The 25,188-nt window shown below is 32.8% G+C and carries 15 protein-coding genes, 1 other RNA gene and 1 pseudogene; 12 read left to right on the top strand and 5 right to left on the bottom strand.

From position 1 onward, the window contains the following. Positions 1–64: 64 nt before the first annotated feature. Complete coding sequence (locus ACZ0AH_RS07045) at positions 65–2,038, top strand: KUP/HAK/KT family potassium transporter (protein ID WP_463475106.1); 1,974 nt, start codon at positions 65–67, stop codon at positions 2,036–2,038. 148 nt (positions 2,039–2,186) lie between these two features. After that, a complete protein-coding gene (locus ACZ0AH_RS07040) occupies positions 2,187–3,416 on the top strand; it encodes an RsmB/NOP family class I SAM-dependent RNA methyltransferase (RefSeq protein WP_463475105.1) in 1,230 nt (409 codons plus the stop codon). Between the two features lie 457 nt (positions 3,417–3,873). On the opposite strand, the gene ACZ0AH_RS07035 is transcribed toward ACZ0AH_RS07040, so the two are convergent. Beyond that, a complete protein-coding gene (locus tag ACZ0AH_RS07035; RefSeq protein ID WP_463475104.1) occupies positions 3,874–4,914 on the bottom strand; it encodes an AMP-binding protein in 1,041 nt (346 codons plus the stop codon). A 7-nt stretch (positions 4,915–4,921) separates the two neighbouring features. After that, positions 4,922–5,854: a lysostaphin resistance A-like protein gene (locus tag ACZ0AH_RS07030; RefSeq protein WP_463475103.1), complete on the bottom strand. Its 933-nt coding sequence runs from the start codon at positions 5,852–5,854 to the stop codon at positions 4,922–4,924. A gap of 143 nt (positions 5,855–5,997) precedes the next feature. Here ACZ0AH_RS07030 and ACZ0AH_RS07025 point away from each other — a divergent pair, with 143 nt between their 5' ends. Further along, positions 5,998–6,342 carry an arsenate reductase family protein gene (locus tag ACZ0AH_RS07025; protein WP_463475102.1) on the top strand — a complete coding sequence of 115 codons (345 nt, stop codon included), beginning with the start codon at positions 5,998–6,000 and terminating at the stop codon, positions 6,340–6,342. Between the two features lie 92 nt (positions 6,343–6,434). Continuing rightward, positions 6,435–8,885 carry a TonB-dependent receptor gene (locus ACZ0AH_RS07020; RefSeq protein ID WP_463475101.1) on the top strand — a complete coding sequence of 817 codons (2,451 nt, stop codon included), beginning with the start codon at positions 6,435–6,437 and terminating at the stop codon, positions 8,883–8,885. A 157-nt stretch (positions 8,886–9,042) separates the two neighbouring features. Here ACZ0AH_RS07020 and ACZ0AH_RS07015 read toward each other — a convergent pair whose 3' ends face one another. Then, a complete protein-coding gene (locus tag ACZ0AH_RS07015; protein WP_041515998.1) occupies positions 9,043–9,213 on the bottom strand; it encodes a hypothetical protein in 171 nt (56 codons plus the stop codon). 395 nt (positions 9,214–9,608) lie between these two features. Between ACZ0AH_RS07015 and fumC the strand changes: the two genes are divergently transcribed. Further along, positions 9,609–10,994: a class II fumarate hydratase gene (fumC, locus tag ACZ0AH_RS07010; protein WP_463475100.1), complete on the top strand. Its 1,386-nt coding sequence runs from the start codon at positions 9,609–9,611 to the stop codon at positions 10,992–10,994. A gap of 127 nt (positions 10,995–11,121) precedes the next feature. On the opposite strand, the gene ACZ0AH_RS07005 is transcribed toward fumC, so the two are convergent. Continuing rightward, a complete protein-coding gene (locus ACZ0AH_RS07005) occupies positions 11,122–12,324 on the bottom strand; it encodes an NAD(P)-dependent oxidoreductase (protein ID WP_463475099.1) in 1,203 nt (400 codons plus the stop codon). 239 nt (positions 12,325–12,563) lie between these two features. On the opposite strand from ACZ0AH_RS07005, the gene ACZ0AH_RS07000 reads away from it, so the two are divergent. The 7 genes and pseudogenes from ACZ0AH_RS07000 to ACZ0AH_RS06970 all read left to right on the top strand — a co-directional run bounded on the left by ACZ0AH_RS07000 (position 12,564) and on the right by ACZ0AH_RS06970 (position 24,431). Further along, positions 12,564–13,766 (top strand): serine hydrolase domain-containing protein, encoded by a 1,203-nt coding sequence (locus ACZ0AH_RS07000; RefSeq protein ID WP_463475098.1) that lies wholly within the window; start codon positions 12,564–12,566, stop codon positions 13,764–13,766. Positions 13,767–13,833: 67 nt separating this feature from the next. Then, positions 13,834–14,230, top strand: a transfer-messenger RNA (tmRNA) gene (gene ssrA, locus ACZ0AH_RS06995). Between the two features lie 348 nt (positions 14,231–14,578). Next, complete coding sequence (locus ACZ0AH_RS06990; protein ID WP_463475097.1) at positions 14,579–18,160, top strand: hypothetical protein; 3,582 nt, start codon at positions 14,579–14,581, stop codon at positions 18,158–18,160. A 15-nt stretch (positions 18,161–18,175) separates the two neighbouring features. Beyond that, complete coding sequence (locus ACZ0AH_RS06985) at positions 18,176–18,487, top strand: DUF6443 domain-containing protein (protein ID WP_463475096.1); 312 nt, start codon at positions 18,176–18,178, stop codon at positions 18,485–18,487. Beyond that, on the top strand, positions 18,417–21,974 hold the full coding sequence (locus ACZ0AH_RS06980) for an RHS repeat-associated core domain-containing protein (RefSeq protein WP_463475095.1): 3,558 nt from the start codon (positions 18,417–18,419) through the stop codon (positions 21,972–21,974). Before ACZ0AH_RS06985 ends, ACZ0AH_RS06980 begins: the two co-directional genes overlap by 71 nt. 2 nt (positions 21,975–21,976) lie before the next feature. After that, a complete protein-coding gene (locus ACZ0AH_RS06975) occupies positions 21,977–22,537 on the top strand; it encodes a hypothetical protein (RefSeq protein ID WP_463475094.1) in 561 nt (186 codons plus the stop codon). A 286-nt stretch (positions 22,538–22,823) separates the two neighbouring features. Beyond that, a pseudogene (locus ACZ0AH_RS06970) lies at positions 22,824–24,431 on the top strand (class I SAM-dependent methyltransferase). Positions 24,432–24,497: 66 nt separating this feature from the next. On the opposite strand, the gene ACZ0AH_RS06965 reads toward ACZ0AH_RS06970, so the two are convergent. Further along, the gene (locus ACZ0AH_RS06965; protein ID WP_463475093.1) at positions 24,498–25,136 is read right to left on the bottom strand and encodes a porin family protein; all 639 of its coding nucleotides are present in this window, start codon (positions 25,134–25,136) and stop codon (positions 24,498–24,500) included. Positions 25,137–25,188: the final 52 nt, after the last annotated feature.

Here is a 25,188-nt window from a genome sequence, read left to right as displayed (position 1 = left end):
ATTATAATTGCTTCTAATTTGTTTTAAAACAGTAAATTTGCAACCGTCTTTTATAAAAACATACATGAGCGCATCGCATAAAAACTTACATAGTAAGTTGTCTATAGGAGGTTTATTGATAACATTGGGAATTATTTACGGAGATATTGGTACTTCTCCATTATATGTAATGAAAGCCATACTTGGCGATTATGCAATCAATGCAGACATTGTTTTAGGAGGAATATCTTGTGTCTTCTGGACATTGACATTACAAACTACAATAAAATACGTACTTATTACTTTAAGTGCCGATAATCATGGCGAAGGTGGAATTTTTGCTTTGTACGCACTGGTCAAAAAAACTAAAATTCAGTGGCTCATTGTGCCCGCCATTATTGGGGGAAGTGCTTTGCTTGCCGATGGAATCATAACACCGCCAATTTCGATATCATCTGCAGTTGAAGGAATCAGGGCTTTCTATCCTACAATGGAAACAGAGACAATTGTTTATATTGTTATCGGGATTCTATTTGTTTTATTCACTATTCAACAATTTGGAACTAAGCTCGTTGGTAAGTTTTTCGCTCCAATGATGCTAATTTGGTTTGCTATGTTAGGAACTTTAGGAGGCATTCAGATTTTGAATCATCCTGAGGTTATAAAAGCTATTAATCCTTACTACGCTTACCATTTACTTTCTATACATCCTGATGGTTTCTTTGTTCTGGGATTTGTATTTCTTTGTACAACCGGAGCTGAAGCTTTGTATTCTGACATGGGTCACTGTGGGAGAAAAAACATTAGAATTAGCTGGATTTTTGTAAAAACGACTTTAGTATTAAATTACTTTGGTCAGGCAGCGTATTTAATTCACCATGAAGGAAGTACATTACAGCAATTAGGCGGAGAAAACGGAAATCCGTTTTACTTAATCATGCCGCATTGGTTTTTACCTTTCGGAATTGTAGTGGCAACTTTAGCCGCTGTAATTGCATCTCAGGCGCTTATTAGCGGTTCGTTTACTTTGATAAATGAAGCAATGCGACTGAATTTCTGGCCAAAAGTAAAAATCAAATATCCTACAGAAGTAAAAGGACAATTATACATTCCGTCCATAAACTGGTTATTATTCTTTGGTTGTGTTGGAATCGTTTTACACTTCCAGAAATCAGGAAATATGGAGCATGCATATGGTCTTGCTATTATTTTATGTATGATCATGACAACGATTTTATTGAATTATTATTTGATAATGAAAAGGGTAAAACTATATTTTATGGTGCCGCTGATCACTATTTATTTAGTAATTGAATTCAGTTTCCTTTTTGCTAATATTACCAAATTTGCCGAAGGTGGTTATGTAACCTTAATCATCGCCATGATCTTGATTTCGATCATGACAATCTGGTATTTGGCTAAGAAAATTAATAAAAGTTATACTAAAATCATCAAAATCGACGATTACAAAAAGGTATTAATGGAGTTGAGCGAAGATTTATCAATCCCGAAATACGCAACGCATTTGGTTTATATGACGAATGCAAACCGTGTTGATGAATTAGAGGAAAAAGTAATTTATTCAATTTTACAAAAACGTCCAAAAAGGGCTGATATTTATTGGTTTGTACACGTAAACATTCTTACGGAACCTTATAAAACCCAATATAAAGTTACCGAGATTGCGAAAGATGATATTTACAGAATCGATTTTAATTTAGGATTTAGAGAACCTACAAAAATCAATTTAATGTTTAGAGAAGTAATTCGTGATATGGTAAAACGTGGCGAAGTAGATATTACAAGCCGTTACGAATCTTTGAACAAAAACAATATTATTGGCGATTTCAAATTTGTATTGTCTGAGAAGTTTTTATCGAATGATAATGATTTAAGATGGCACGAAAACATCATCATGAACTCTTATTTCTTCATCAAGAAACTGAGTTTATCCGAAGAAAGAGCTTTTGGTTTAGACAGCAGTTCGGTTAAAATAGAGAAATTCCCAATGGTGCTTCACGCTCCGGAAAACATCGGATTAACCCGAATTATAAAATAAATCATTTAGAAAATATTTCAGAAAAACACTCTTTTAAACTTTATCAGAGTGTTTTTTTCTTTTTAAAATAAAAGTTAAAACAACAATCCAGAATTAAAAATTTAACTTTCAATCAATTAATAGTACCTTTGCAACTCAAATATTTAAAATGAGATTACACAGAAATTTAGTTTATACTACCATCGATTCTTTAAATGCAATTTTCAATGAAGGAGAATATGCAGACAAAGTGGTAGCTAGAGCCTTAAAAAAAGACAAACGTTGGGGAAGTTCTGACAGGAAGTTTGTTGCTGAAACGATATACGAAATTGTTCGTTGGAAAAGATTATATGCTGAAATTGCCGAAGTAAAAGAACCTTTTGACAGAGACAATTTATGGAGAATGTTCGCAGTTTGGGCAGTTTTAAGAGGATATCCTATTCCGGATTGGAGACAATTGGAAGGAACTCCTGAAAGAAAAATAAAAGGCCGTTTTGATGAGCTTTCAAAAATTAGAGCTTTAAAGGAATCTATTCCAGACTGGATGGATGAATTGGGGGTAAAAGAACTTGGAGAAAAAGTTTGGTCTACAGAAATTGCAGCTCAAAACCAACCCGCAAAAGTTATTTTAAGAACCAATACTCTTAAAGGAACTAAAGAAAGTCTGAGAAACACTTTGATGGATTTAAATATCGAAACAGAATATTTAAAAGATCAACCTGAAGCTTTAGTTTTAAAAGAAAGAGCAAATGTATTTTTGACAGACGCTTTTAAACAAGGACTTTTTGAGGTTCAGGACGCAAATTCACAATTGGTTGCCGGTTTTCTTGATGTAAAACCAGGAATGCGTGTTGTTGATACTTGTGCCGGAGCCGGAGGAAAAACATTGCATATTGCTTCTTTGATGGAAAACAAAGGACAATTGATTGCAATGGATTTATACGAAAGCAAACTGAAACAATTAAAATTAAGAGCGAAAAGAAATGGCGCTTTTAATATTGAATACAGAATTATTGACACAACAAAAGTGATCAAAAAATTACACGAAAAAGCAGATCGTGTTTTAATTGATGCACCTTGTAGCGGTTTAGGAGTTCTTAAGAGAAATCCTGACGCCAAATGGAAATTAAAACCTGAGTTTATTGATAATATTCGTAAAGTTCAGGCTGAAGTTTTAGAAAGCTATTCTAAAATTGTAAAACCAGGCGGAAAATTAGTTTACGCAACGTGTTCTGTTTTGCCATCAGAAAATCAGGAACAAGTAGAAAAATTCCTGAAAACAGAAATAGGAAAACAATTTAATTTTATAAAAGATCGTAAAATTTTAGCTTCTGAGTCTGGTTTCGACGGATTTTATATGGCGTTGTTAGAAAGAAAAAATGCAGCCTTAGCTGAGTAAAAATAAATTCAAAATTTTTTAAAATTCCAAATTCCAATTTACAGTTGGGGTTTGGAATTTTTATTTTTGGGATTATCTTTAACCATAGATGTATAGTCCCTACGGGACATTTTTGCTGTTTATTTTTTGTTTTTCTACCGACATTTAACTCCTAACGGAGTAACTTATAAATGTATGGTTAATGACATTAATGTTAAAGCACATCGTTAAGATTCTAAAAAAGTATCTCGTAGAGTATTTAAATTCTAAAGAAATATTTTGTAGAGATTAATATTGGCAAAAAGAGACTGGTCATGCTATGATTAAAATACTCCGCTAGGAGTTAAATGTCGGTAGAAAAGAATTAGCACGCAGAAAAAATGTCCCGTAGGGACTACACACTGTAAAAAGCATCAAATTAAAAATTCCAAATCCCAACTATAAAATTGGAATTTGGAATTTTTTATATTGGGATTTCTTAAACCAAACTCGGCTTACGCAAAAGCTTCCCGTTCTCGTTCTCTTTAAACTTCGGAACAAAAACAATTTCTTTTGGTTTTTCGTATTTTCCTAAAACATCAAAAAAATCAGGGGCAAATTCTTGTTTTTCGCCTTCAATAACTAAAATTAATTTTTCGCCTAAAACAGAATCCGGGATTCCCGTTACAAAAAACCTTGCTTCAATTTTTCCAATTAGCTTTGCTTCTATTTGTTCAGGAATCAACTTCACTCCTCCACTATTAATTACATTATCGATTCTTCCTAAAAAAATAAATTGGTCTTCTCTTATAATTTCAACCAAATCATTGGTAACAATGGGTTCTTGAGAAATTGTCGGAACAGAAATCACTAAACAATCACGATTATCTTTGCTTATTGTTACATTCGGCAAAACCGAGAAAACCTTCTCTCCAAGCTTTTTAGCAGCAATATGCGTAATCGTTTCGGTCATGCCGTAAGTTTCATAGATTTCGGTTTTCAAGGGCAACAACTGCTCTTCAAGTGCTGCATCTAATTTTGCGCCGCCAATAATTAACTTTTTTACATTTTTTAAACCTTCAATAGATTTTTGAACCTGCAACGGAACCATCGCAACAAAATCATATTGAGTGGTATTAAACGCCAAAGGTTCTAAACTTGGAGAAACTACATCAATATCCAAACCTAAAATCAGACTGCGAACAAGCATCATTTTTCCCGCTATAAATTGAGTTGGCAAACACAGTAAAGTTTTATTTCCAGGTTCTAATCCGAAGAAATCTCCCGTTGCCAATGCTGACTGAATCATGGCGCGTTTTTCTAATCTGACCAATTTAGGAAGTCCTGTTGTTCCGGAAGTAGTCATTTCGATGAATTCTTTATCATCAAACCAATCCAGCAAAAATTCGCCAATTGCACGTTCGTAAACGTCCCCTTCTTTGATGTAGCTATATCCTATTCTACGCAAGTCATCACCGCTTAAATGATAACCGTTTAATTTAAAATAATTATGAACATTTTTATGTGTTAATTCTAACATGACAGTATTAATTTGATGATTCTAAAAGAGTAATATTACCCGTTAATCTCTCTTTCCAATTGGTCCAATTGTACTTTTTTGCAAAAATAAAAAGCAAAATAGGATAAATAACGACAATCGGTAAAATGACATCTAAGCCTGCGGAAGGTTCAGACATATCTTTAAAAATAGAATGTGTTTGAAAAACAGACCAATCTGAAGTAACCAATAAAGCGCCTACTAAATTATTCGCGGCATGAAAACCCAAAGCCAATTCCATTCCTTCATCCATAAGTGTAATTACACCTAAAAACAAACCTGTTCCTATATAATAAATCATAATTACATAACCCATTTTGGCAACTTCGGGATTAAAAATATGCATGGATCCAAATATAACAGAAGTCATCATGAGCGGAAACCATTTGTTACGGGCTAGATTGGCAAATCCCTGCATGAGATAACCCCTAAAAACATACTCTTCTGTGCTGGTTTGTATCGGAATTAAAATTGCACCTAAAACAAATAAAATTAAGAAGGGAACTAATTTAAAATTCCACACAAAATTTTCTGCTGATTTTAGATAAACAGCCAAAAAACTCAATAATGAAAACACAGACCACAGAATAAATGAAAATAGTATCCGGCTCCAATCTATTTTATTTCGGGATGTTGTAACGGATAAAAGGGTTTGATTGTGGAGATATTTTACAACAAAATAAACTCCTGCAAAGGCAAAAGCAAAAGAAATCATTACTAAAAACAAAGTCATATTTGGTTCAAACATATTCATTACAGCCCTGTCAGTAGTTGGAAAAGGTTTTTTATCCACAAAGCTTTTATAAAGGACCGCCGCAGATAAAGGAATTTGGCCCACAAATGACGCAATTATAATAAAAACTGATCCTAAAAGATATTTCCAAAATTTATTTTCGGGCTTAAATCCTTGTTCTAAAAACATATATTAAAATTTTAAATGAGAAATAATAATCTTTTTAAAGATCCTTTTAAAGACATAAATTTAATAAGTAAATCTTATTTTTGGTATGGCAAAAATACCTAATTTTTAACTTAACTTCTTTTAAACACATTAAATATAGCAAAATGATACAAATCTACCATAATCCACGTTGCGGAAAATCAAGAACCTGTCTTGCATTTATAGATCAGACCAATCAGAAATATGAGATAATACCGTATTTAACAGAAACACCAACGTTTGATGAATTAAAAGTTTTACTTAAAAAACTAAATATACAGCCCATTCAATTGATAAGAATCAAAGAAAAAATATGGATTGAAAATTATAAAGGAAAAACACCCAGCGATGCAGAAATTATTCAGGCAATGGTTGATAATCCAATTTTAATAGAACGCCCAATCGTTGTAAAAGACGGAAAAGCAATAATAGGAAGAGATATGGACTTGGTTGCTTCTTTTTTAGATTGATTATAAAGTGACGAATTAACATTTTTTTGTGATTTCTCTCTTTAAACCAAAAGGTACATTTGTGGTCTAAAAGAAAAAGATACCAAAAGACAATGAAAAAAATCAAATTTGCTGTATTACTTGTATTCCTTTTTACGAGTTTTTACAATTATGCGCAACAACCGCCAGCTGGTAAGAACAAAGTAAAAGTTACCGGAAAAGTTTTCGAAAAAGTAAGCAAACAACCGCTTGAATATGCAACAATTTCAATCATGGCTCCTAATGACACAAAAGTTATTGCGGGCGGAATAACGAACCCAAAAGGAGAGTTCGAAGTTGCTGTTGCTCCGGGAACTTATGACATTAAGGTTGAATTTATCTCTTTTAAGGCAACTGAAATCAAAGGAAAAAGTATTGAAGGCGATACCAATTTAGGTTCAGTTAATTTATCTGAAGATGCGGCACAATTAAATGAAGTTGTAGTTCGCGCAGAAAAATCGACTGTAGAAATAAAACTAGATAAAAAAGTATATAATGTTGGTCAGGATATGATGGTAAAAGGCGGAACTGTAAGTGACGTTCTTGATAATGTACCATCGGTTTCTGTTGATACAGAAGGAAATGTTAGTTTAAGAGGAAGTGATAATATCCGAATTTTAATTGACGGACGTCCTTCAAACGCTATAAATGTTGCCGAGGCTTTACGCCAGCTTCCGGCAGATGCAATTGATAAAGTTGAAGTTATTACAAATCCATCAGCACGTTATGATGCAGAAGGAGGTTCAGGATTAATCAATATTATTCTTAAAAAAGGAAAAAATCAAGGTTTAAACGGAACTTTTATCGCTTCGACAGGAATTCCTGAAACATACGGTTTAAGTGCAAACTTGAATTATAAAACTGAAAAACTGAACTATTTCACCACTGCGGGATACAACTACAGAACAAGTGAAGGTGGCGGTTTAACAAACTCAGAATATTTTAATCCGGACGGATCTGTTAAAAATTATCTGGATGAAGATCGTGATACCAAAAGAACTTCAGACGGATTTAACGGAAGAGCCGGAATCGAATGGACGGTTGCACCAAATACTTTTTGGACAAATGCCATCAATTACCAAAAAAGTACCGGTGATACAAGAGACTTAATCAATTATAATAATTTTGATGCGCTTCATGCTTTCACAGGATCTTCTTATCGATTAAACACAGGAGATACCGGAAGTGAAAACGTTGAATATACTTCGAATTTAATCAAAAACTTCAACGATAAAGGGCACAAACTTACTGCCGATTTATCGATTTCGAGAAATACAGACGACAGTAATAGTATCATTGACGCATCACCAAACTTTAATAGCACATTAAACAATCAGGTTCAGAAACAAATTCAAGTTCAGGCTGATTATGTTTTACCATTAGGTGAAGGAAGTCAGTTTGAAGCAGGATACAAAGGAAGTTTTGGCGATCTGAACAATGACTATGTAATAACTGATAATGCAGGTCAGCCAGATCCAAATTTATCAAATACCTTAGAATACAAAGAAAATATTAATGCACTTTACACCCAATATGGTTTCAAGGTAAATAAATTTTCTTATTTATTCGGATTGCGTTGGGAAGACACAAATATCCACGTTAACTTATTAGACACCAACGATTTCAATACTAAAAAATACAACAACTTGTTTCCAAGTGCTTTTATTAGTTATGAAATTTCAGATCAAAGTAACTTTACAGCAAGTTACAGCAAGCGTTTATCAAGACCAAGAGGCCGTTTCATGAACCCTGCAACAAATTACTCCAGTAACGTTAATATTTTTCAGGGAAATCCGGATTTAGATCCTTCTTTAACAGACAAATATGACATTGGATATATCAAACGTTGGGACAAAGTAACATTTAACACATCAGCTTATTTTGAAGATACTAAAGATGTTTTCAGCTTTGTTCGATCTCCTACAGGTGACGAAGTAAACGGAATTCCTGTTATCTTAAGCCGACCTATTAACTTAGGAAAAGAGCAAAAATTTGGTTTCGAATTTACATTAAATTACACACCGTTTAAATGGTGGAGATTAAACAGTAACTTCAATCTTTATAACGTAAAAACAACCGGAGAAAATACATATATAGATAACAACGGTCAATCTGTAACACAAAATCTTGACAATCAAGCCAATACTTGGTTTGCAAGAATTAGTTCAAAAGTAACTTTACCATACAAGATAGACTGGCAATTAAGCGGAATGTATAATGGTGAACAAAAAACGGCACAAGGTAAAAACTTAGGCCAGTTTGGTATGAATACTGCTTTTAGCAAAGACGTATTAAAAGACAAAGGAACGATTGCATTCAATATTAGTGATGTTTTCAATTCAAGAATCATGAGATCCTATACCTATCTTGAAGATCAAACCTCATACGGTGAAATGCAATTCCGTAAACGTCAATTCAATTTATCGTTTACGTACCGTTTCAACAAAGCCAAAAATGAAAGAGAGAAAAACGCAGCACCTAAAAATGATGGTGGCGGTGATGGCGGAGGAGATTTTCCTGGATAATATAAGCTAAAACTCAATATTTAAAATTCCAAATTCTAATTAGTAACTTTTACAAAATTGGAATTTGGAATTTTTTTATTGAAATTTGAATTTACATTTTTAGCATAAAAAAAAGGACTCGTAAAACGGGTCCTTTTTTTATGAAGTCAATTTATAATTAAATTGATTGTTCTTGTTTCTTTTTTGCTCTTTTCTCTTTGATCATTTCCCAGCTTGCTCCCGTAACCCAATAAGAAACGAAACCAACTAAGAAAAACATCAACCAAAACCCTATAGTTAGTATGGTCAAGAAAAGTAAAAAACCTAAGTACTGTGAAAATTCAAACATGTTTTCCGGAATTTTTGAATGTAAGGACAAATGTAAGTTTTATATTTTTCCTTAGCAATAAAAACCAAATCAATTTTCGTAAAATCACAATAATCCGTATATTTAAACTCATTTTAAATAAGGATTTTTTACGATTATTATTTAACTATCTAAATCAGAAGAATATGAGTGTTTTCAGGAGCTGAATCCTGCTGTCCGCTATATCTTTTGTGTTGAACCCCACCACAAAAGGATACCGCTCCTATCAGGGCTATGACAATAATTTCATAAGAAATATCAATCATCAAAATAAAAAATCCGTTTTAATCAGCGTTTTTACGAAGTAAATCAGCGTCATCCGCGTTCCATTTACCACAACATTTCACAAATTACATATAACTTTTTACATACAACAAATGAAATACAGAATAGAAAAAGACACCATGGGCGAAGTACAAGTCCCGGCTGATAAATATTGGGGTGCTCAAACAGAACGTTCAAGAAACAATTTCAAAATCGGACCATCGGCATCTATGCCGGAAGAAATCATAGAAGGTTTTGCTTATCTAAAAAAAGCAGCTGCCTATGCAAACGCTGATTTGGGTGTTTTACCTGCTGAAAAAAGAGATGCAATTGCAGCAGTTTGCGATGAGATTTTGGCTGGACAATTAAAAGATGAATTTCCTTTGGTAATCTGGCAAACAGGTTCAGGTACTCAAAGTAATATGAACGTGAACGAAGTTGTGGCCAATCGTGCACAAGTTCTAAAAGGCTTTAATATTGGCGAAGGCGAACCGTTTATAAAAGCAAATGATGATGTAAACAAATCGCAATCATCAAATGATACTTTTCCAACTGCGATGCATATTGCAGCTTATAAAGTTGTTATAGAAACGACAATTCCGGGAGTTGAAAAATTACACGCTACTTTAGTTGCAAAAGCAAATGAATTCAAAGATGTTGTAAAAATTGGCCGAACACATCTTATGGATGCAACTCCGCTAACTTTAGGACAGGAAATTTCAGGTTATGCCGCTCAATTATCTTTTGGACTAAAAGCGCTTAAAAATACTTTAGCACATCTTTCGGAAATTGCTTTAGGCGGAACTGCCGTAGGAACCGGACTAAATACACCAAAAGGTTACGACGTAAAAGTAGCCGAATATATTGCAAAATTCACCAATCTTCCGTTTGTAACTGCTGAGAATAAATTTGAAGCTTTAGCCGCACACGATGCGATTGTAGAAACACACGGAGCTCTAAAACAATTGGCTGTTTCTTTAAACAAAATCGCAAACGATATCCGAATGTTGGCTTCCGGACCACGCTCTGGAATTGGCGAAATCCATATTCCGGAAAACGAACCAGGATCTTCTATCATGCCCGGAAAAGTAAATCCAACACAATGTGAAGCGCTAACAATGGTTTGCGCACAAGTTATTGGAAATGATATGGCAATTGCTGTTGGCGGCATGCAAGGACATTATGAATTAAATGTTTTTAAACCGGTTATGGCTGCAAACTTTCTACAATCGGCTAGATTGTTAGGTGATGCTTGTGTTTCATTCGACGAACATTGCGCTCAGGGAATCGAACCAAACTACAAAAGAATCAAAGAATTAGTAGATAATTCATTAATGCTTGTTACAGCTTTAAACACAAAAATTGGCTACTACAAAGCCGCCGAAATTGCGCAAACCGCACATAAAAACGGAACAACATTAAAAGATGAAGCTGTTCGTCTGGGTTATGTAACTCCGGAAGATTTTGATGCCTGGGTAAAACCGGAGGAAATGGTATAGTTTTAATTGTTAATTATTAATGGTTAATGGTTAATTATTTAGCTGCATTATTATAAAAAGAGCTTTCTAAATTTTAGAAAGCTCTTTTTCGATTAACAATTTATAACTAATAATTTATAATTAACAATTATTTCCCGTCTACATAATCTTGCAGGTATGCAAATCTGGGGGTTAATTTTCCGTTTTCGGTGATTTTTGCACGTTTTAGAATTCCGTCTTTATCTCCGTTAAAGAAAGCCGGGATTACGTGTTCCATAAATTGTTCTCCAAAACCTTCGCTTGCATCTTTCGGGATTTCGCATGGCAAATTATCAACCGCCATTACCACCACAGCTGCGGGATGAAAAACATCTACTTCTTTATCTTCTAAAGGAAAATAACCATAAATAGGTTCTTCAATTGTCGACGAACGCAACGTGCATGCAATTGGTCCGTTTACATCACACGAAATATCAGCAATTACTTTTAGCTTACAATTACTTGCATTCAGCATTTCGCGCGTTAAAATCATTGGAGCTCCATTTGCATAAAAATGACCTGCAAAATAAATATCTGTAACTTTAGTAAACTTTTCAAAATCTGAAACATACGCATCCGGATGCGCTACAAAATCTTTAAAATCAAGAACTTGCCCGTCAATTCGCTTATTATATTCTAAAACATCCAACTGCACATAAACGGCCTGAGTGTAATTTTTAGTCAGGTAATTATCAACTGTAATTTCTTTTACTTTTATAGCGTCCAGAATTTCTTTGGCTCCGCTCCCAACCTTTCCGGTTCCGGTAATTACAAATTTTAAAGCTGGAATTGTAATGCGTTTCAAATGCATGATTAAAGCGTCTTTTCCGGAAAGAGTTTCTGCTTTTGGCAATTTAAACAATTCGAATTTTATTCCGAAAGCACGAATTCCGTTATAAACGCCAACCATTCCGGCATATTTTCCAAAACCAATCAAACGACGATCCTGGGCGTCAACAATAGTTTCGTGATCGTATAAATCGATATTCTTTTCTAAAATTGCCTGAAGTAATTTTCTGTTATACGGTTGTTTTTTGATCGTATGAGAAAAAAAGAAATACCCTTTATTCGGAATTAGATTTTCAACAGGAACTTCTTTTACACCAAATAAAACATCACAATCAGAAAGATCATCCGTTACAGTTAAACCCATACTTTGGTATTGTATATCTGAAAATATTCTGATGTCTGAACTTTCAACTTCAACTATTGCTTCATGATAAAGTTGTTTCAGTTTTGCCAATGCATCAGGAGCAAAAACAACTCTGCGATCTGGTGGGTTTTTTCTTTCTTTTATAATTCCAAATTTCATCTAAATAGGTTTAAAGCAATTATTAATATAACTTTTTACATCTTATTTGTTTCAAATATAACAAATTTCGTTAAAATTTTGTTGTTGAATTACAATTTAGAATGTTTACAAACCGTTAAATACTGGTTAACAATGAAATAAATAAAAAAAGAGTTAAAACTTTGTTAAAGCAACCTTTTTAATCCATCAAAAATGGCAAAACATAAATATTGAAATCGATATATTTGTTTTAAAGAACGATGCAAATGAATTTCCTTAAAAAAGCAAATATACCACAAATACTTTTCCTAATCCTGGTTTTAGGTTCGTGCGGAAAAGATAAAAAGATAAGCACTGACAATACTTCAACAGTCGAAGATACTTTACCAAAAATGAAACCGTTAGGTCCTGAAAAGAGACTTACACAAGCTTACATAAACTCTGTAACCGGAAGAATAAATCACTTTTACAATAAAAACTGGCCCAATAATAGCATGAACGGAAGTTTTTTGGTCGCCAGAAACGGTCAGATTATTTTTGAAAGATATAATGGTTATGCCAATAAAAACGAAGGAACTAAAATAACTGCAGAAACTCCTGTACAAATTGCCTCGGTTAGTAAAGTTCTAACGGCAACGGCTGTTCTAAAACTTGTAAATGCAGGCAAAATTGATTTAGATCAAAAGGTAAACACTATCCTGAAAACATTTCCGTATGATGCTTGTACGGTTAGAATGCTTTTAAGCCATCGTACGGGAATGCGTAATTATGCTTATTTTACAGACAGAGATAAATCGGTTTGGGACAGACACAATCAACTTACAAATAAGGATATTTTAGAAATCCTGGCAACAAAAAACATTGGATTGGAATCAACACCCGGAACACGTTTCAGTTATTGCAATACCAATTATGCTATGCTGGCACTTATCATCGAAAAAATTACCGGTTTGAAATATAAAGACGCCATGTCTCAAATGATTTTCAAGCCTTTGGGAATGACACATACGTATATTTTTGACGATGATAAAGACCGAAAAACTATTGTTCCTTCCTATAAAGGAAATGGTGCCGAAATTGGTTTTGATTATCTGGACAATGTTTATGGAGACAAAAATGTCTTTTCGACTGTACGCGATCTTTTAAAATTTGACAGAGCGAGAAACTCTTCTGATTTTTTAAAACCTGCTCTTTTAAAACAAGTTTATACCGGATATAGCAATGAACGAAAAGGCGAGAAAAATTATGGTCTTGGAATCAGAATGATCAATTGGGATTCTGGTCAGAATTTTTACTTCCATAACGGTTGGTGGCACGGTAATACCTCATCTTATATTCCGTTGATGAAAGAGCATGTTACTATTATTGCCTTATCTAATAAAATGACCCGAAACACTTATGCGGTGCGTAAACTGGCGCCAATTTTTGGTGATTATCCGTTTAATTTTAAAGATGAAGAATAATGTTATTTTTCTGTGAAATTTATTGCTAAACTAACTTCAAATAGTATAAATTTGCAAACTCATTTTTGGGGTCGACTGGTTTTGACAGCAAGTCGAATTGAAAAGTAAGCACGTCGAGCATTGAGACCTTGCTCGTAAATATAAGATCTTACAATTTTACACGGCGAAAATAACTACGCTTTAGCTGCATAATCCGAATTATAGTAAGATTAAGCCACGTCCCTATCAGATAGGGAAGCTGGATTCTCCTTGAAAGCCTTGGTTTGTGGCGGTCAGTACAGGGGAACCGTAAAAATAGACCTAGATTTCCATGAACTTCGGCTGGATTTCGAAATTAAGAAGATAAGTGTTGAGTGGTTGTTCCTGACCTAGCTTAACATCGAAAATCCAATCAGGAAATAAACGCGTAGAAAGCTCTTTAGTTGCTTGTTTGGACCCGGGTTCGATTCCCGGCGACTCCACAAAAAAGCCTGTAAACTTATTGTTTACAGGCTTTTTTTTATGCCAAAAACCCTGTAAATCAAAATTTTAGAGAGTTCTCTTTCTAAATTTCATTTTTCCAATTATACTATTATTTATAGTTACAAATAAAATTTTAGTTCAATATAAAACCAAAGTAATGAATTAAGTTTTAAATTAATGAAGTACGTATGTTGCTAAATTGATTTATTAGACATTTCGCAAGAAATATTAAATCTTTGATACTTTTATAAACCAAATTTCTCTTATTAAAACTGATATCCTAATTTTTTAGACGATATATTATTAACATAAAATATTTTACTAATATTGTCTTAATTAAATCTTTAAAAATGAAACAATTTTTATTTCTTTTGTTTTTCCCTGCTTTTTTTTATGGTCAATTTAATCCTAGTACATTACTTCCAAATGTAATACCTACTAATCCAAAAGCGTATGAATTTTTAAAATATGGTGATATTCCTGTTGGAAAGTATACTGGAATTCCCGAAATAGCGATCCCAATACATACTATAAAAGCACAAGGATTAGAAATTCCAATAAATTTAACATATCACTCTAATGGTTTTAAAATAAATGAAGAAGCAGGTTGGACGGGATTAGGATGGACACTTCAAGGCGGCGGAAGCGTTACTCAAATTGTAAATGGTACCGATGATTTTGGGCGATACAGAAATCGGAATATTTTAAATTTTTTACAAATGCAGCCCAATATTCCACAAAGTGCAATTGGTACTTGTTCTCAATTTTACTTAGAAGCAACACCTAATCAATCAACAATAGGAGTTTTTGCATCTTATCCAAAAGTAGATCCCAACTATTCTACAAGGGACAATGAGCCTGATATTTTTAAATTCAGTATAGCGGGTTATTCAGGTACTTTCATATTAGACTGGGTTAATGAAAAATTTATCTGTCTTTCTGATAAAAACATTAAAATTCAAAGTGCAAACTATAATTATGCAATAACAAATTCTTTTCCTACAGATTTTATAATTACAGTTCCTGATGGTCATAAATTTATATTTAGTCTTAAAGAAGAAGGAAACTATATTGTAAATCAATCTGGAAGTGAACTGTATGGCGGAGCCTCAGGATTAGAGTTAAGATATACAGAAGAAAAAGCTTTTAGGACTTACCAAATTAGCCAAATAATAACAAATTTAGGAGACATAATTACTTATAATTATATCTTAACCGGAGATATAAAAGGATATCCAAGTGTTTCAAAACAAGTCACACAGCTTAATGCTGATTCGTATTCAACAGTATTTCAAGGCCTAAAAACTTTCGATATTACCCAATCTGTTATGGCTACCAGTTCTAAACAATCCTATTTGAGTTCCATAGTATATAATGGTGGTTTAATACGTTTTTTTGCATCAGATAGAACTGATCAGGTTGGAGCTAAGAAACTAGACAAAATAGAGGTCGCAGCTCCAAACGGAACAACTATAAATTCAGTTTTATTTGATTACAGCTATTTTATTGGAAACACAAATGGAACTAATTTAGATAGTTATCTCCAATACGATACCAACGTGAATTTTAATAAAACAGCAAATGAACTTACAACAAGATTGAAATTAAACTCTGTAACAGAGACTGGGCAACCTCCTTATTTATTCGAATACAATGAAGTGATTTCACTACCTAAAAAAACATCATTAGCTACTGACTATTGGGGATATTATAATGGATATATGTCAAATGTTTCTATTTTTCCTGATTTTTATTCATTTAACATTCAAAGAGATAATCCAAATTTAATAACCTTTGCAGGGAACTCAAAAGTGTCAAATTTAGAAACTACCAAATCTGCTGTTTTAAAAAAAATAAAATACCCAACTGGTGGAAGTTCTGAATTTACTTATGAATTAAATTCTTTTGACAATTATATTACTCCTGACATAAATCAAGGACAAAGTAAATCTATTCAAATATCCTCCGTACAAAATCAATTTCCAACTTCCACTTCAGTCCAAATTATTGAAGGAGGAAATACCATTTTTAAGGGCAGTGGAATATTAAGTACAAGAGGTTGTTTACCAGTAAACCCTAATGCTTATTTAGATTGCTATTTGGAAGTAAAGCACTTTAACAAAAACTTACTGCCTTACATAAAAAATAATACAACTTTAAACTCACATCTTAACAGTTATGGATTATACTATGTTCTTGCGGTTGATTTGGATTTTATTGATGGAACACCTAGTAATCCAACTCTTTACAATCAGTACTACGACCCCATAGAAAGTACATTTGTACGAAAATTATCCACGGATCCAGAAGAAAAATTAGTCACTAATTTAACTTTTAACCTTTCTGAAGGTATTGCTTTCTTTGAAGTTCGTGGAAGTTGCGGCTCATATAATGGAACTACTAATTCAAGCCAGGCTACTTTTACCTTTGCTTTTAGAGAATATAAAAGTTTAACCAATACTATTTCTTATGGAGCCGGTTTAAGGATAAAATCTCTACTAAATTATTCTAGTACAGGTATTTTGGCACAACGAAAAGTATTCGATTATGAAGGAGGAAAATTAATGACTCCATTTATTTTTGCCAATAAATCCAGATATGTTAATGATCATATGACTCCTATGCCCAATCCAAATGAATGCTTTTTAGATGGCTTTACTGGTGACAAATATACATTTTACAGCAGCAATATAGCCACCTTATCAACAAATGCAAGTGGTAATTTTGTTGGCTACGATAAAGTTACCGAAACATCAATATCTAAAGATTATATTTCAGGTCCCGTAATTCCAACTAATGGAAAAATTATTTCATACTTTTCAAATAATCCTGATATTTCATCATTAGGATCAGGCACTGCAATTTATTATTCAAGCAATGTTACATTGCCTCCTGTTATTGCCTCTTTAGATAATGGACTTAATACTAAAGAAGTTTTCCTTAATGACGGAGGTCAAACTGTACGACAAGTTTCTAATAATTATTCTCCTGTAATTAATAATATTTGTTTTTATGCAAGCAGATCTGCTTTGAGCAAAATTTTACACATTGATCCATCACATTGCTGGAATGCCACAGATGTTATTTTTAATATTGGAGCTTATCCAATAATTGCTCATGAAAAATCACAATTAAATTCATCTACAGATTCCTCTTTTTTTGGAACATCAAATTTAGGAAACGAAGTTGCTACTATAAAAACTTTCCTTTATGACTCATACGGGCAACTTTCGAAAAGTTTGGAAACGAATTCAGAAGGAGATATCGAAGAAAAAGAATTTAAATATTCTTATGACTTTAATCAGCCCGGCGACAATATGTATATTGGAATGTTAAATAAAAACCTCATTACTCCTGTTATTCAAACTAAAACGAAGTTGAATAGTACCCTATTATCATTAGAAAAGAAAATCTTTAAAACAATAACAACAGAAAACATCAATAGTTATAGTCAAACTACATATGTCCCTGATAAAATAATGTTTGCAAAATCAGGAATTGTTTCGGACTTAGAAGAAAGAGTTATTTTTCATAATTATGATAATTATGCAAATCCAACAGAAGTATCTAAAAAGGATGATGCAAAAATCTGTTACATCTGGGGGTACAATAAAACACAGCCTGTTGTAAAATTAGAAAATATTAATTATAGCTCTATACCACCTTCTTTAATTAGTGCTATTCAGACTGCTTCTGATTCAGGTACAGAAGCTACTTTACTAACTGCTTTTGACAATCTTAGAAATGATCCGGCCCTTGTGGGAGCAATGATATCAACCTATACTTATATTCCGCTAATAGGTGTAAGTACAATGATTGATCCTAAAAGAAAGAAAACAACTTTTGTCTACGACAGTGCCAATAGACTAAAATGGATAAAAGATCAGAATGGAAATATTTTAAATGAGTATCAATACAACTACAAGCAATAAGTAAAGACAGAAAATATGAAAAAAATATTAATACTATTCGTTTTGCTTTCGGGATTTATTGTTATTGGACAAACACAAACGGAGAATTATACAACAACTAAAAAATATAAAACGGCAACGAATGTTAGTATTGTCTCACCAACAAAACTTCAGGCTGATCAAAGTATAATTTATTTTGACGGATTGGGCCGTCCTATTCAACAAATTGAAAATCAAGCCTCTTCAACAGGAAAGAATATTATCAAACATATTGAATATGATTCATACGGGAGAATTAACAAAGAATATTTACCTTATAGAAGCATTGATAATGGTTCTCGGTTTTGATCCAGCTGGGCAAGCAAATACACTTTCTTTCTATTCAACCACAAATATCTCTACGACAGGAAATCCAAATTTCGAAAATACAGCTTATCCATACAGCGAAAAAATGATTGAGAAATCTGCTCTTAACAGAATATTTAAGCAAGGCGCCCCAGGAGAGAATTGGCAGATTTCACAGGGTTATTCTGATCACAGTATAGAAAATCAATACCACACCAATATTAGCAACGAAGTATTGTTGTATAAAGTGGTTACTACATGGAATCCTGCTTTAGGTCTATATGACATTACTCTAGTAAATTCACCTACATCTATGTACTACTCTCCTAATGTTTTATATAAAACAATAACATTTGACGAAAATATTAATGAGACAATTGAAATCTATGGAAGTACAGTTGAATTTAAAAATAAAAAAGGCCAAATTATCCTCAAAAGAACCTATGATGGTGCAGTAAAACACGACACTTATTACGTATACGATTCTTACGGCAATTTAACTTATGTTATTCCTCCTAAAGCCAATGACCTTATAACTGCAAACAACCTGCAAAGTAATATTACATCAGCTGCAGTTGTATCTTCAGGAAGCAATTTAAATCTTACCGCAAGCAATTCAATAACACTAACAACTGGCTTCAATGCACAATCTGGTAGCACTTTTACTGCCGCGATTGATAATAATAATCAAAGTGTCTTAGATAATTTATGCTACCAATATAAATATGATTATCGGAATAGATTAGTCGAAAAAAAAATTCCCGGTAAACAATGGGAGTTTATTGTTTACGACAAGCTTGATCGACCAGTTGCAACAGGGCCTTCTCTATCACCATTTACAGATATAGCTTCTACAGGATGGTCAATAAATAAATACGATGGTTTTAATCGTATTATAATTTCAGCTTGGCTACCATCGACAACGGTCAATAGTATAGCTAGAAAAACTTTGCAAGACACTCAAAATGGATTTTCGTCCAATTTTAGTGAAACTAAGATAGACAATGCAACCAATAATATTGTACCTCCTACAACTGGAGTAGCATTTCGTTATACAAATTTATCATGGCCTATATCAAATTATCATGTACTTTCAGTAAATTATTTTGATGACTATAATTTTCCGGGATCACCTACAATTCCAACTGCTATTGCAGATGGCACTCAATATGTTTATTATAATGCCACCATAAAACCTAGAGACCTGCCTACAGGGATTTGGACAAGAATTTTAGAATCCAGTACAGTATATAGAAACGAGCTATCTTATACTTTATATGATCTTAATGCACGACCTATTCGTACTTACTCGCAGAATTTTCTTGGGGGCTATACTTATACTGACAGTAAAATAGATACCTTTTCTGGTCAATTACAATATAGTATAACAAAACATAAAAGATTATCTACAGATATTGAATTAATAACAAAAGATATGTTTACTTACTCCGAACAAGATAGGGTAATATCACAAACACATCAAATTAATAGTGGAACTATTGAACTTATAGCTAATAATACCTATGATGAATTAGGAAAATTAATTTCTAAAAAAATAGGAAATACTATAACGGCACCTACTCAAAAAATTGATTATACGTATAATATTAGAGGATGGATAACTGGAATTAACAATATTTCTGCCCTTTCTCAAGGTTCTGATCCAAAAGATTTATTTGCATTTAAAATAAATTACACAACTCCAAGTATTTCTGGCGTTAACGCATTATATAATGGTAATATTGCTGAATCTTTTTGGACAAGTACTTCCGAAACAACACCAATAGTACGTGGATATGGTTATATATACGACAGACTTAATAGATTAAAAAGTAGTCTTTTTCAACGCAATGGTACTGTAAATAATGCTTATGATGAAAACTTGACATATGATAAGAATGGAAATATAATCTCCATTATTCGTAACGGAAATAATGATACTTCTGCCAACCAAATTGATAATTTGGCATTCAGTTATCTAAATAACAATAATAGTAACCAATTAGCAAAAGTTGTAGACAATGCATCTATTACCTATAAGGCATTAGGCTTTACAGATAGTGCCACAAATACAGCAGATGATTATAGCTATGATGCTAATGGTAATATGACCAAAGACAATAACAAAAACATTACTGCTATTACCTACAATCATCTCAATTTACCAACACAAATAACTTTTGCAACTACTGGAAATATTGTATATATTTACAATGCTTCTGGACAAAAAGTACAGAAAATTGTGAATGAAACTGGTTTACCTTCTGTCACAACAGATTATTTAGATGGTTACCAATATAATAATTCAATACTTAAATTTTTCCCAACTTCAGAAGGATATGTTGAACCCTCTGGAAGTTATTATAAATATGTTTATCAGTACAAAGATCATTTAGGAAATGTGCGTTTAAGTTATAAAAATGTTGGTTCAGCGACAACTCCAACATTACAAATTGAAGAAGAAAATAATTATTATCCATTTGGTCTTAAGCAAATGGGATATAATAATGTTTCCCCATCTAGTAATGATGCATTAAAATATAAATACAACGGTAAAGAGTTTCAAAATGAATTAGGGCTTAATATGTATGATTATGGGGCACGAAATTACGATGCCACTCTGGGTAGATGGATGAATATAGATCCACTGGCGGAGTCAGTTAAAGATTTGTCACCATATCGCTATTCGTTCAATAATCCTGTGAATTTTAATGATCCAACTGGATTACTAGAAGGAGATTATTTTTCAGAAGAAGGGAGTTGGTTAGGTAGCGACCGAATTGATGATAAAAAAGTATATACCGTAAAAGAAGGAAACTACAAAGCAATTGGTAATGGAAAAACCGAGGTTAAAAATGCAACAGAACTTAAGGATTCTGCAGGTAATTCTATTGATATAGATACATTTACACATTTGGCTGCAACATTATATGCTGAAGGGTCAAGTAAGTGGGAAGAATCCGCAGGAATATTTTCAGTTTTAAAAAATAGAGCACTAGCTGAAAACACTTCAATTGCCGACCAGGCAAGTTATAAAAAAGGTATATATGGTGCCTCAGAAGAAGGTTTAAAAGATTACTCAGATCCAACTGCCAGCTCTACTAGAAAACAAAATGCAAATAAAGGAGTTATCTTAGGATTTACAACAACAAAAGATTATTCTAATGGGGCATATTTCTGGGATGGTTTCGACTTTGATAATAATCCTAAAACAGGAAGCAGTATTAAAGTAACAGGTAATGGAGGCTATCGTGCAAGATATTTACCTGGTTATAAATTTACAGACTCTTCTCATGATATATGGAAACAAGGAGATAATATGGTTAATGGGACTGTAGGAAGAGGTACATGGGAATATAAATACAAATCAACAGGGACTGCTGGAAACACAACCTTTTCAACATTAACTAAACAATATCGGATGGCACAGTTCATTGATGTAAAAGGAAATCCAAGAATATCTAACTGGAACGGAAATAAACCATTATAATTATGAAAAAATTTATTTTATGCGTGGTATTTTGTACTACATTACTATCATCATGTGGAAACAAAACTAAAAAAAATCGTTCAACTCCAATATACTCAAACAAAATAGATACAATTGTTTCTGATTTTAATAATGTTATTTTGGGAATAAATTATTGTGATTTAGTAAATGCAAAATATTTTTCTAAAATTAATCCAAAACAAATTAACATATCAAATATAGACAGTTTAACATATGGATTCAAAATAGATTCAAATAAAATACTTTTTTCCTATCAATTTGAAAATCTAGATAAATACAAACAACAACGAAAACTTATTTTTAATGATAAACAGAGTAAAATAAAAAGAATTTTTATTAAAGACAGCACATCATTTGAGTTTGATGATTTTATGTGTGATTATAAAAATGCACGTTTTTATCGTAAAAAAAATATATTATTAATCAAATCTCAACCTAGTAATTGGTCTGGTCAAATTAATAAATATGAATTTTATCAAATTTTAGACATAGACCGTAACATATGCTACGAGTTTTTTCTCAATGAAGAGGTCTGTAAATAAATCTATTTATTATTTCAGAGTTAGTCACACAGGATTTTATATTTAGAATCTATTTAAAAAGAAATTATAAAGGATACACAAATAATTTAACATTCACAATAGTACTTAAGTATTCTATTCTACAACTCTCAACTCTACAAAATATCCTGTAAACGATTTGCTTTACAGGATTTTTTTATAAATCACCTTTTAACCAGCGGGAAAATTTACGATATACAAACCATACTCTCAATATAAACTTAATTCAAAAAATCACTATTTTTGAATAAACCCCTATTAATTTCCTATGACAGATAAATCACAACTCCCAAGTTCCATTTTAGACATCTTGACGGCTTAGCTGTTGCGCCAGTAGCGATAGCATTGAAGAAAAAAGGAGTTTCAGAGTTTATATTAAGTAAAAAGCAAGTACAATTAGCAGAGCTTACATCCACATTTAAAGCAAACGAAAGTTATCTGAATGTTGGTTTGAGGATTTTGGCTTCTCAGGGCTTTTTAGATTACGAGGTCAATAACGGTAAGCAGGAAATTACGATTTCAGTAAACGAAAACACAGAAATTGCATTTTCATTGTTTTATCTATATGAAGATGTGGTTGAGTTGCTTCAGTTTTCTACTCAATTTCATCCGCGTCTTTTTGATAAGGCTCCATTTGAAAAACTCAACGTTATTTTTGAAAAATATAAAAAAAATTACGGAATTGAACCGTCAGAAGATAATCTGACCAATACTATTCAAAATCAGATTTTAAAGCATATAGAAGGCTATTTGATTGGGCCAACTATTGTTCGTTTGGCCATGAATGGCATGTTTCATAAATATTTTATGGAGACTTCTTTCAAACCTGAAGAGTTTCATAAATCTCCTGAAAACTTCAAAAAAATATTAGGTTTCTTTGTGCACCTTGGATGGTTCCTGAAGAAAAACGACAATTATCAATTTACCGAAGTAGGGTTTGTTTTATGCCAAAAGAGCCAGTGCGTATGGAGTTACCGTTTCTTATTTGCCAACTTTTGCCAAAATTGAAGAACTTATTTTTGGTGATCCGGCCGTTTTAAGAATGGTTGCCGATGGCGAAAACGAAATTCATGTTGATCGCGAAATGAATGTATGGGGAAGCGGCGGTGCGCACGACACTTATTTTAAAGTGGTAGATGAAATTATCATCAGGCTTTTTAACCTGCCCATTGAAGAACAGCCGAAGGGAATTCTGGATATGGGGTGTGGTAACGGCGCTTTCCTACAGCATATTTTTGAAGTAATCGACAGGCAAACCTTAAGAGGAAAATTGCTCAATGAATATCCTTTGTTTTTGGTTGGAGCCGATTATAATCAGGCTGCTTTAAAAGTAACCAGAGCCAATCTCATAAAGGCAGACATTTGGGCAAAGGTTATTTGGGGAGATATTGGACGCCCAGATGTACTTTCGGATGACTTGAAAGAAAATTACAATATCAACCTGAAAGATTTGCTTAACGTGAGGACTTTTTTAGATCATAATCGAATTTGGGAAGAACCGAAACACATCAACAAAGACAGAATCAGTACCTCAACCGGTGCGTTTGCTCATAGAGGAAAAAGAATCAGCAACAATCTGGTAGAAGATAATCTGTTAGAGCATTTACAGAAATGGTCACCTTATGTTTCTAAATTTGGCTTGCTTTTGATTGAATTACATACCGTAAATCCAAAACTTACAGCTCAAAATCTGGGGAAAACTGCCGCAACAGCTTATGTTGCTACTCATGGTTTTTCGGATCAATATATTGTTGAAATAGATGTCTTTAATACTATTGCCGCAGAAGCAGGATTGTTTCCGGATCCGGCCATTTTGAGACGATTTCCAGATGCTGATATTGCTACGGTAAGTATCAATTTATTAAAAGGAAAGTAAATTAACCCACAAAAAAACCACTCCTTGCGAGAGTGGTTTTAAAAACATGAAAAAGTACTAATCTATTTAAAAAAAATAACCAATCGTGATTTGAAAAACTCTGTTCTTCATATCATTATTAATGAAATGACTTACATCGCTTTCTTTGAAAACATTAGAATAAGAAATATTATATCTTGCATCTGCATAGAATTTGTTATCAAATTGGTACCCCAATCCAAAATTTACAGAAGTATCGATACCCGTTGAATACTCTTTTAAATTAAAGGTTTCGCGGTTTTCGTATCCTAAAAAATTATCCTGATATTTATTATTAGCCTTTAGGAGTATTCCTATTTGAGGCCCGGCTTGAACACTTAATCCTTTTAATACATAATATTTTAGCATTACAGGAATGTTTAAGTAATTCAGGTCTATAGTGCTTTTGTAATTTGAATTTGTTACATCCGCATCAGAAAAAGAACTTTTTGATCCTTGCTGGTTGTACAATAATTCAGGTTGAAGCGAAAAGTTTTTAGCCATTGGAATTTCTACCATTACCCCTGCCGTAAATCCTGTTTTGTTTGATGAGTTTAGTTCACTTTCATCAAAAGTTAAACTGGCAATATTTAAACCTGCTTTTACACCCACTTTAACTTTTTGAGTCTGGGCCATACAAGCTGCACCTAAAAAGAATGTGCATAGTATTAGCGTATATTTTTTCATAATATTTATTTGTTTTAAGAATGGTAACTCTCAAAAAAGAGTTACCATATTC

The sequence above is a fragment of the Flavobacterium sp. AC105 genome, from assembly GCF_979258495.1.
The sequence above is the reverse complement of the archived record's forward strand: the minus strand, read 5'-3'. Positions and strand labels throughout refer to the sequence as shown.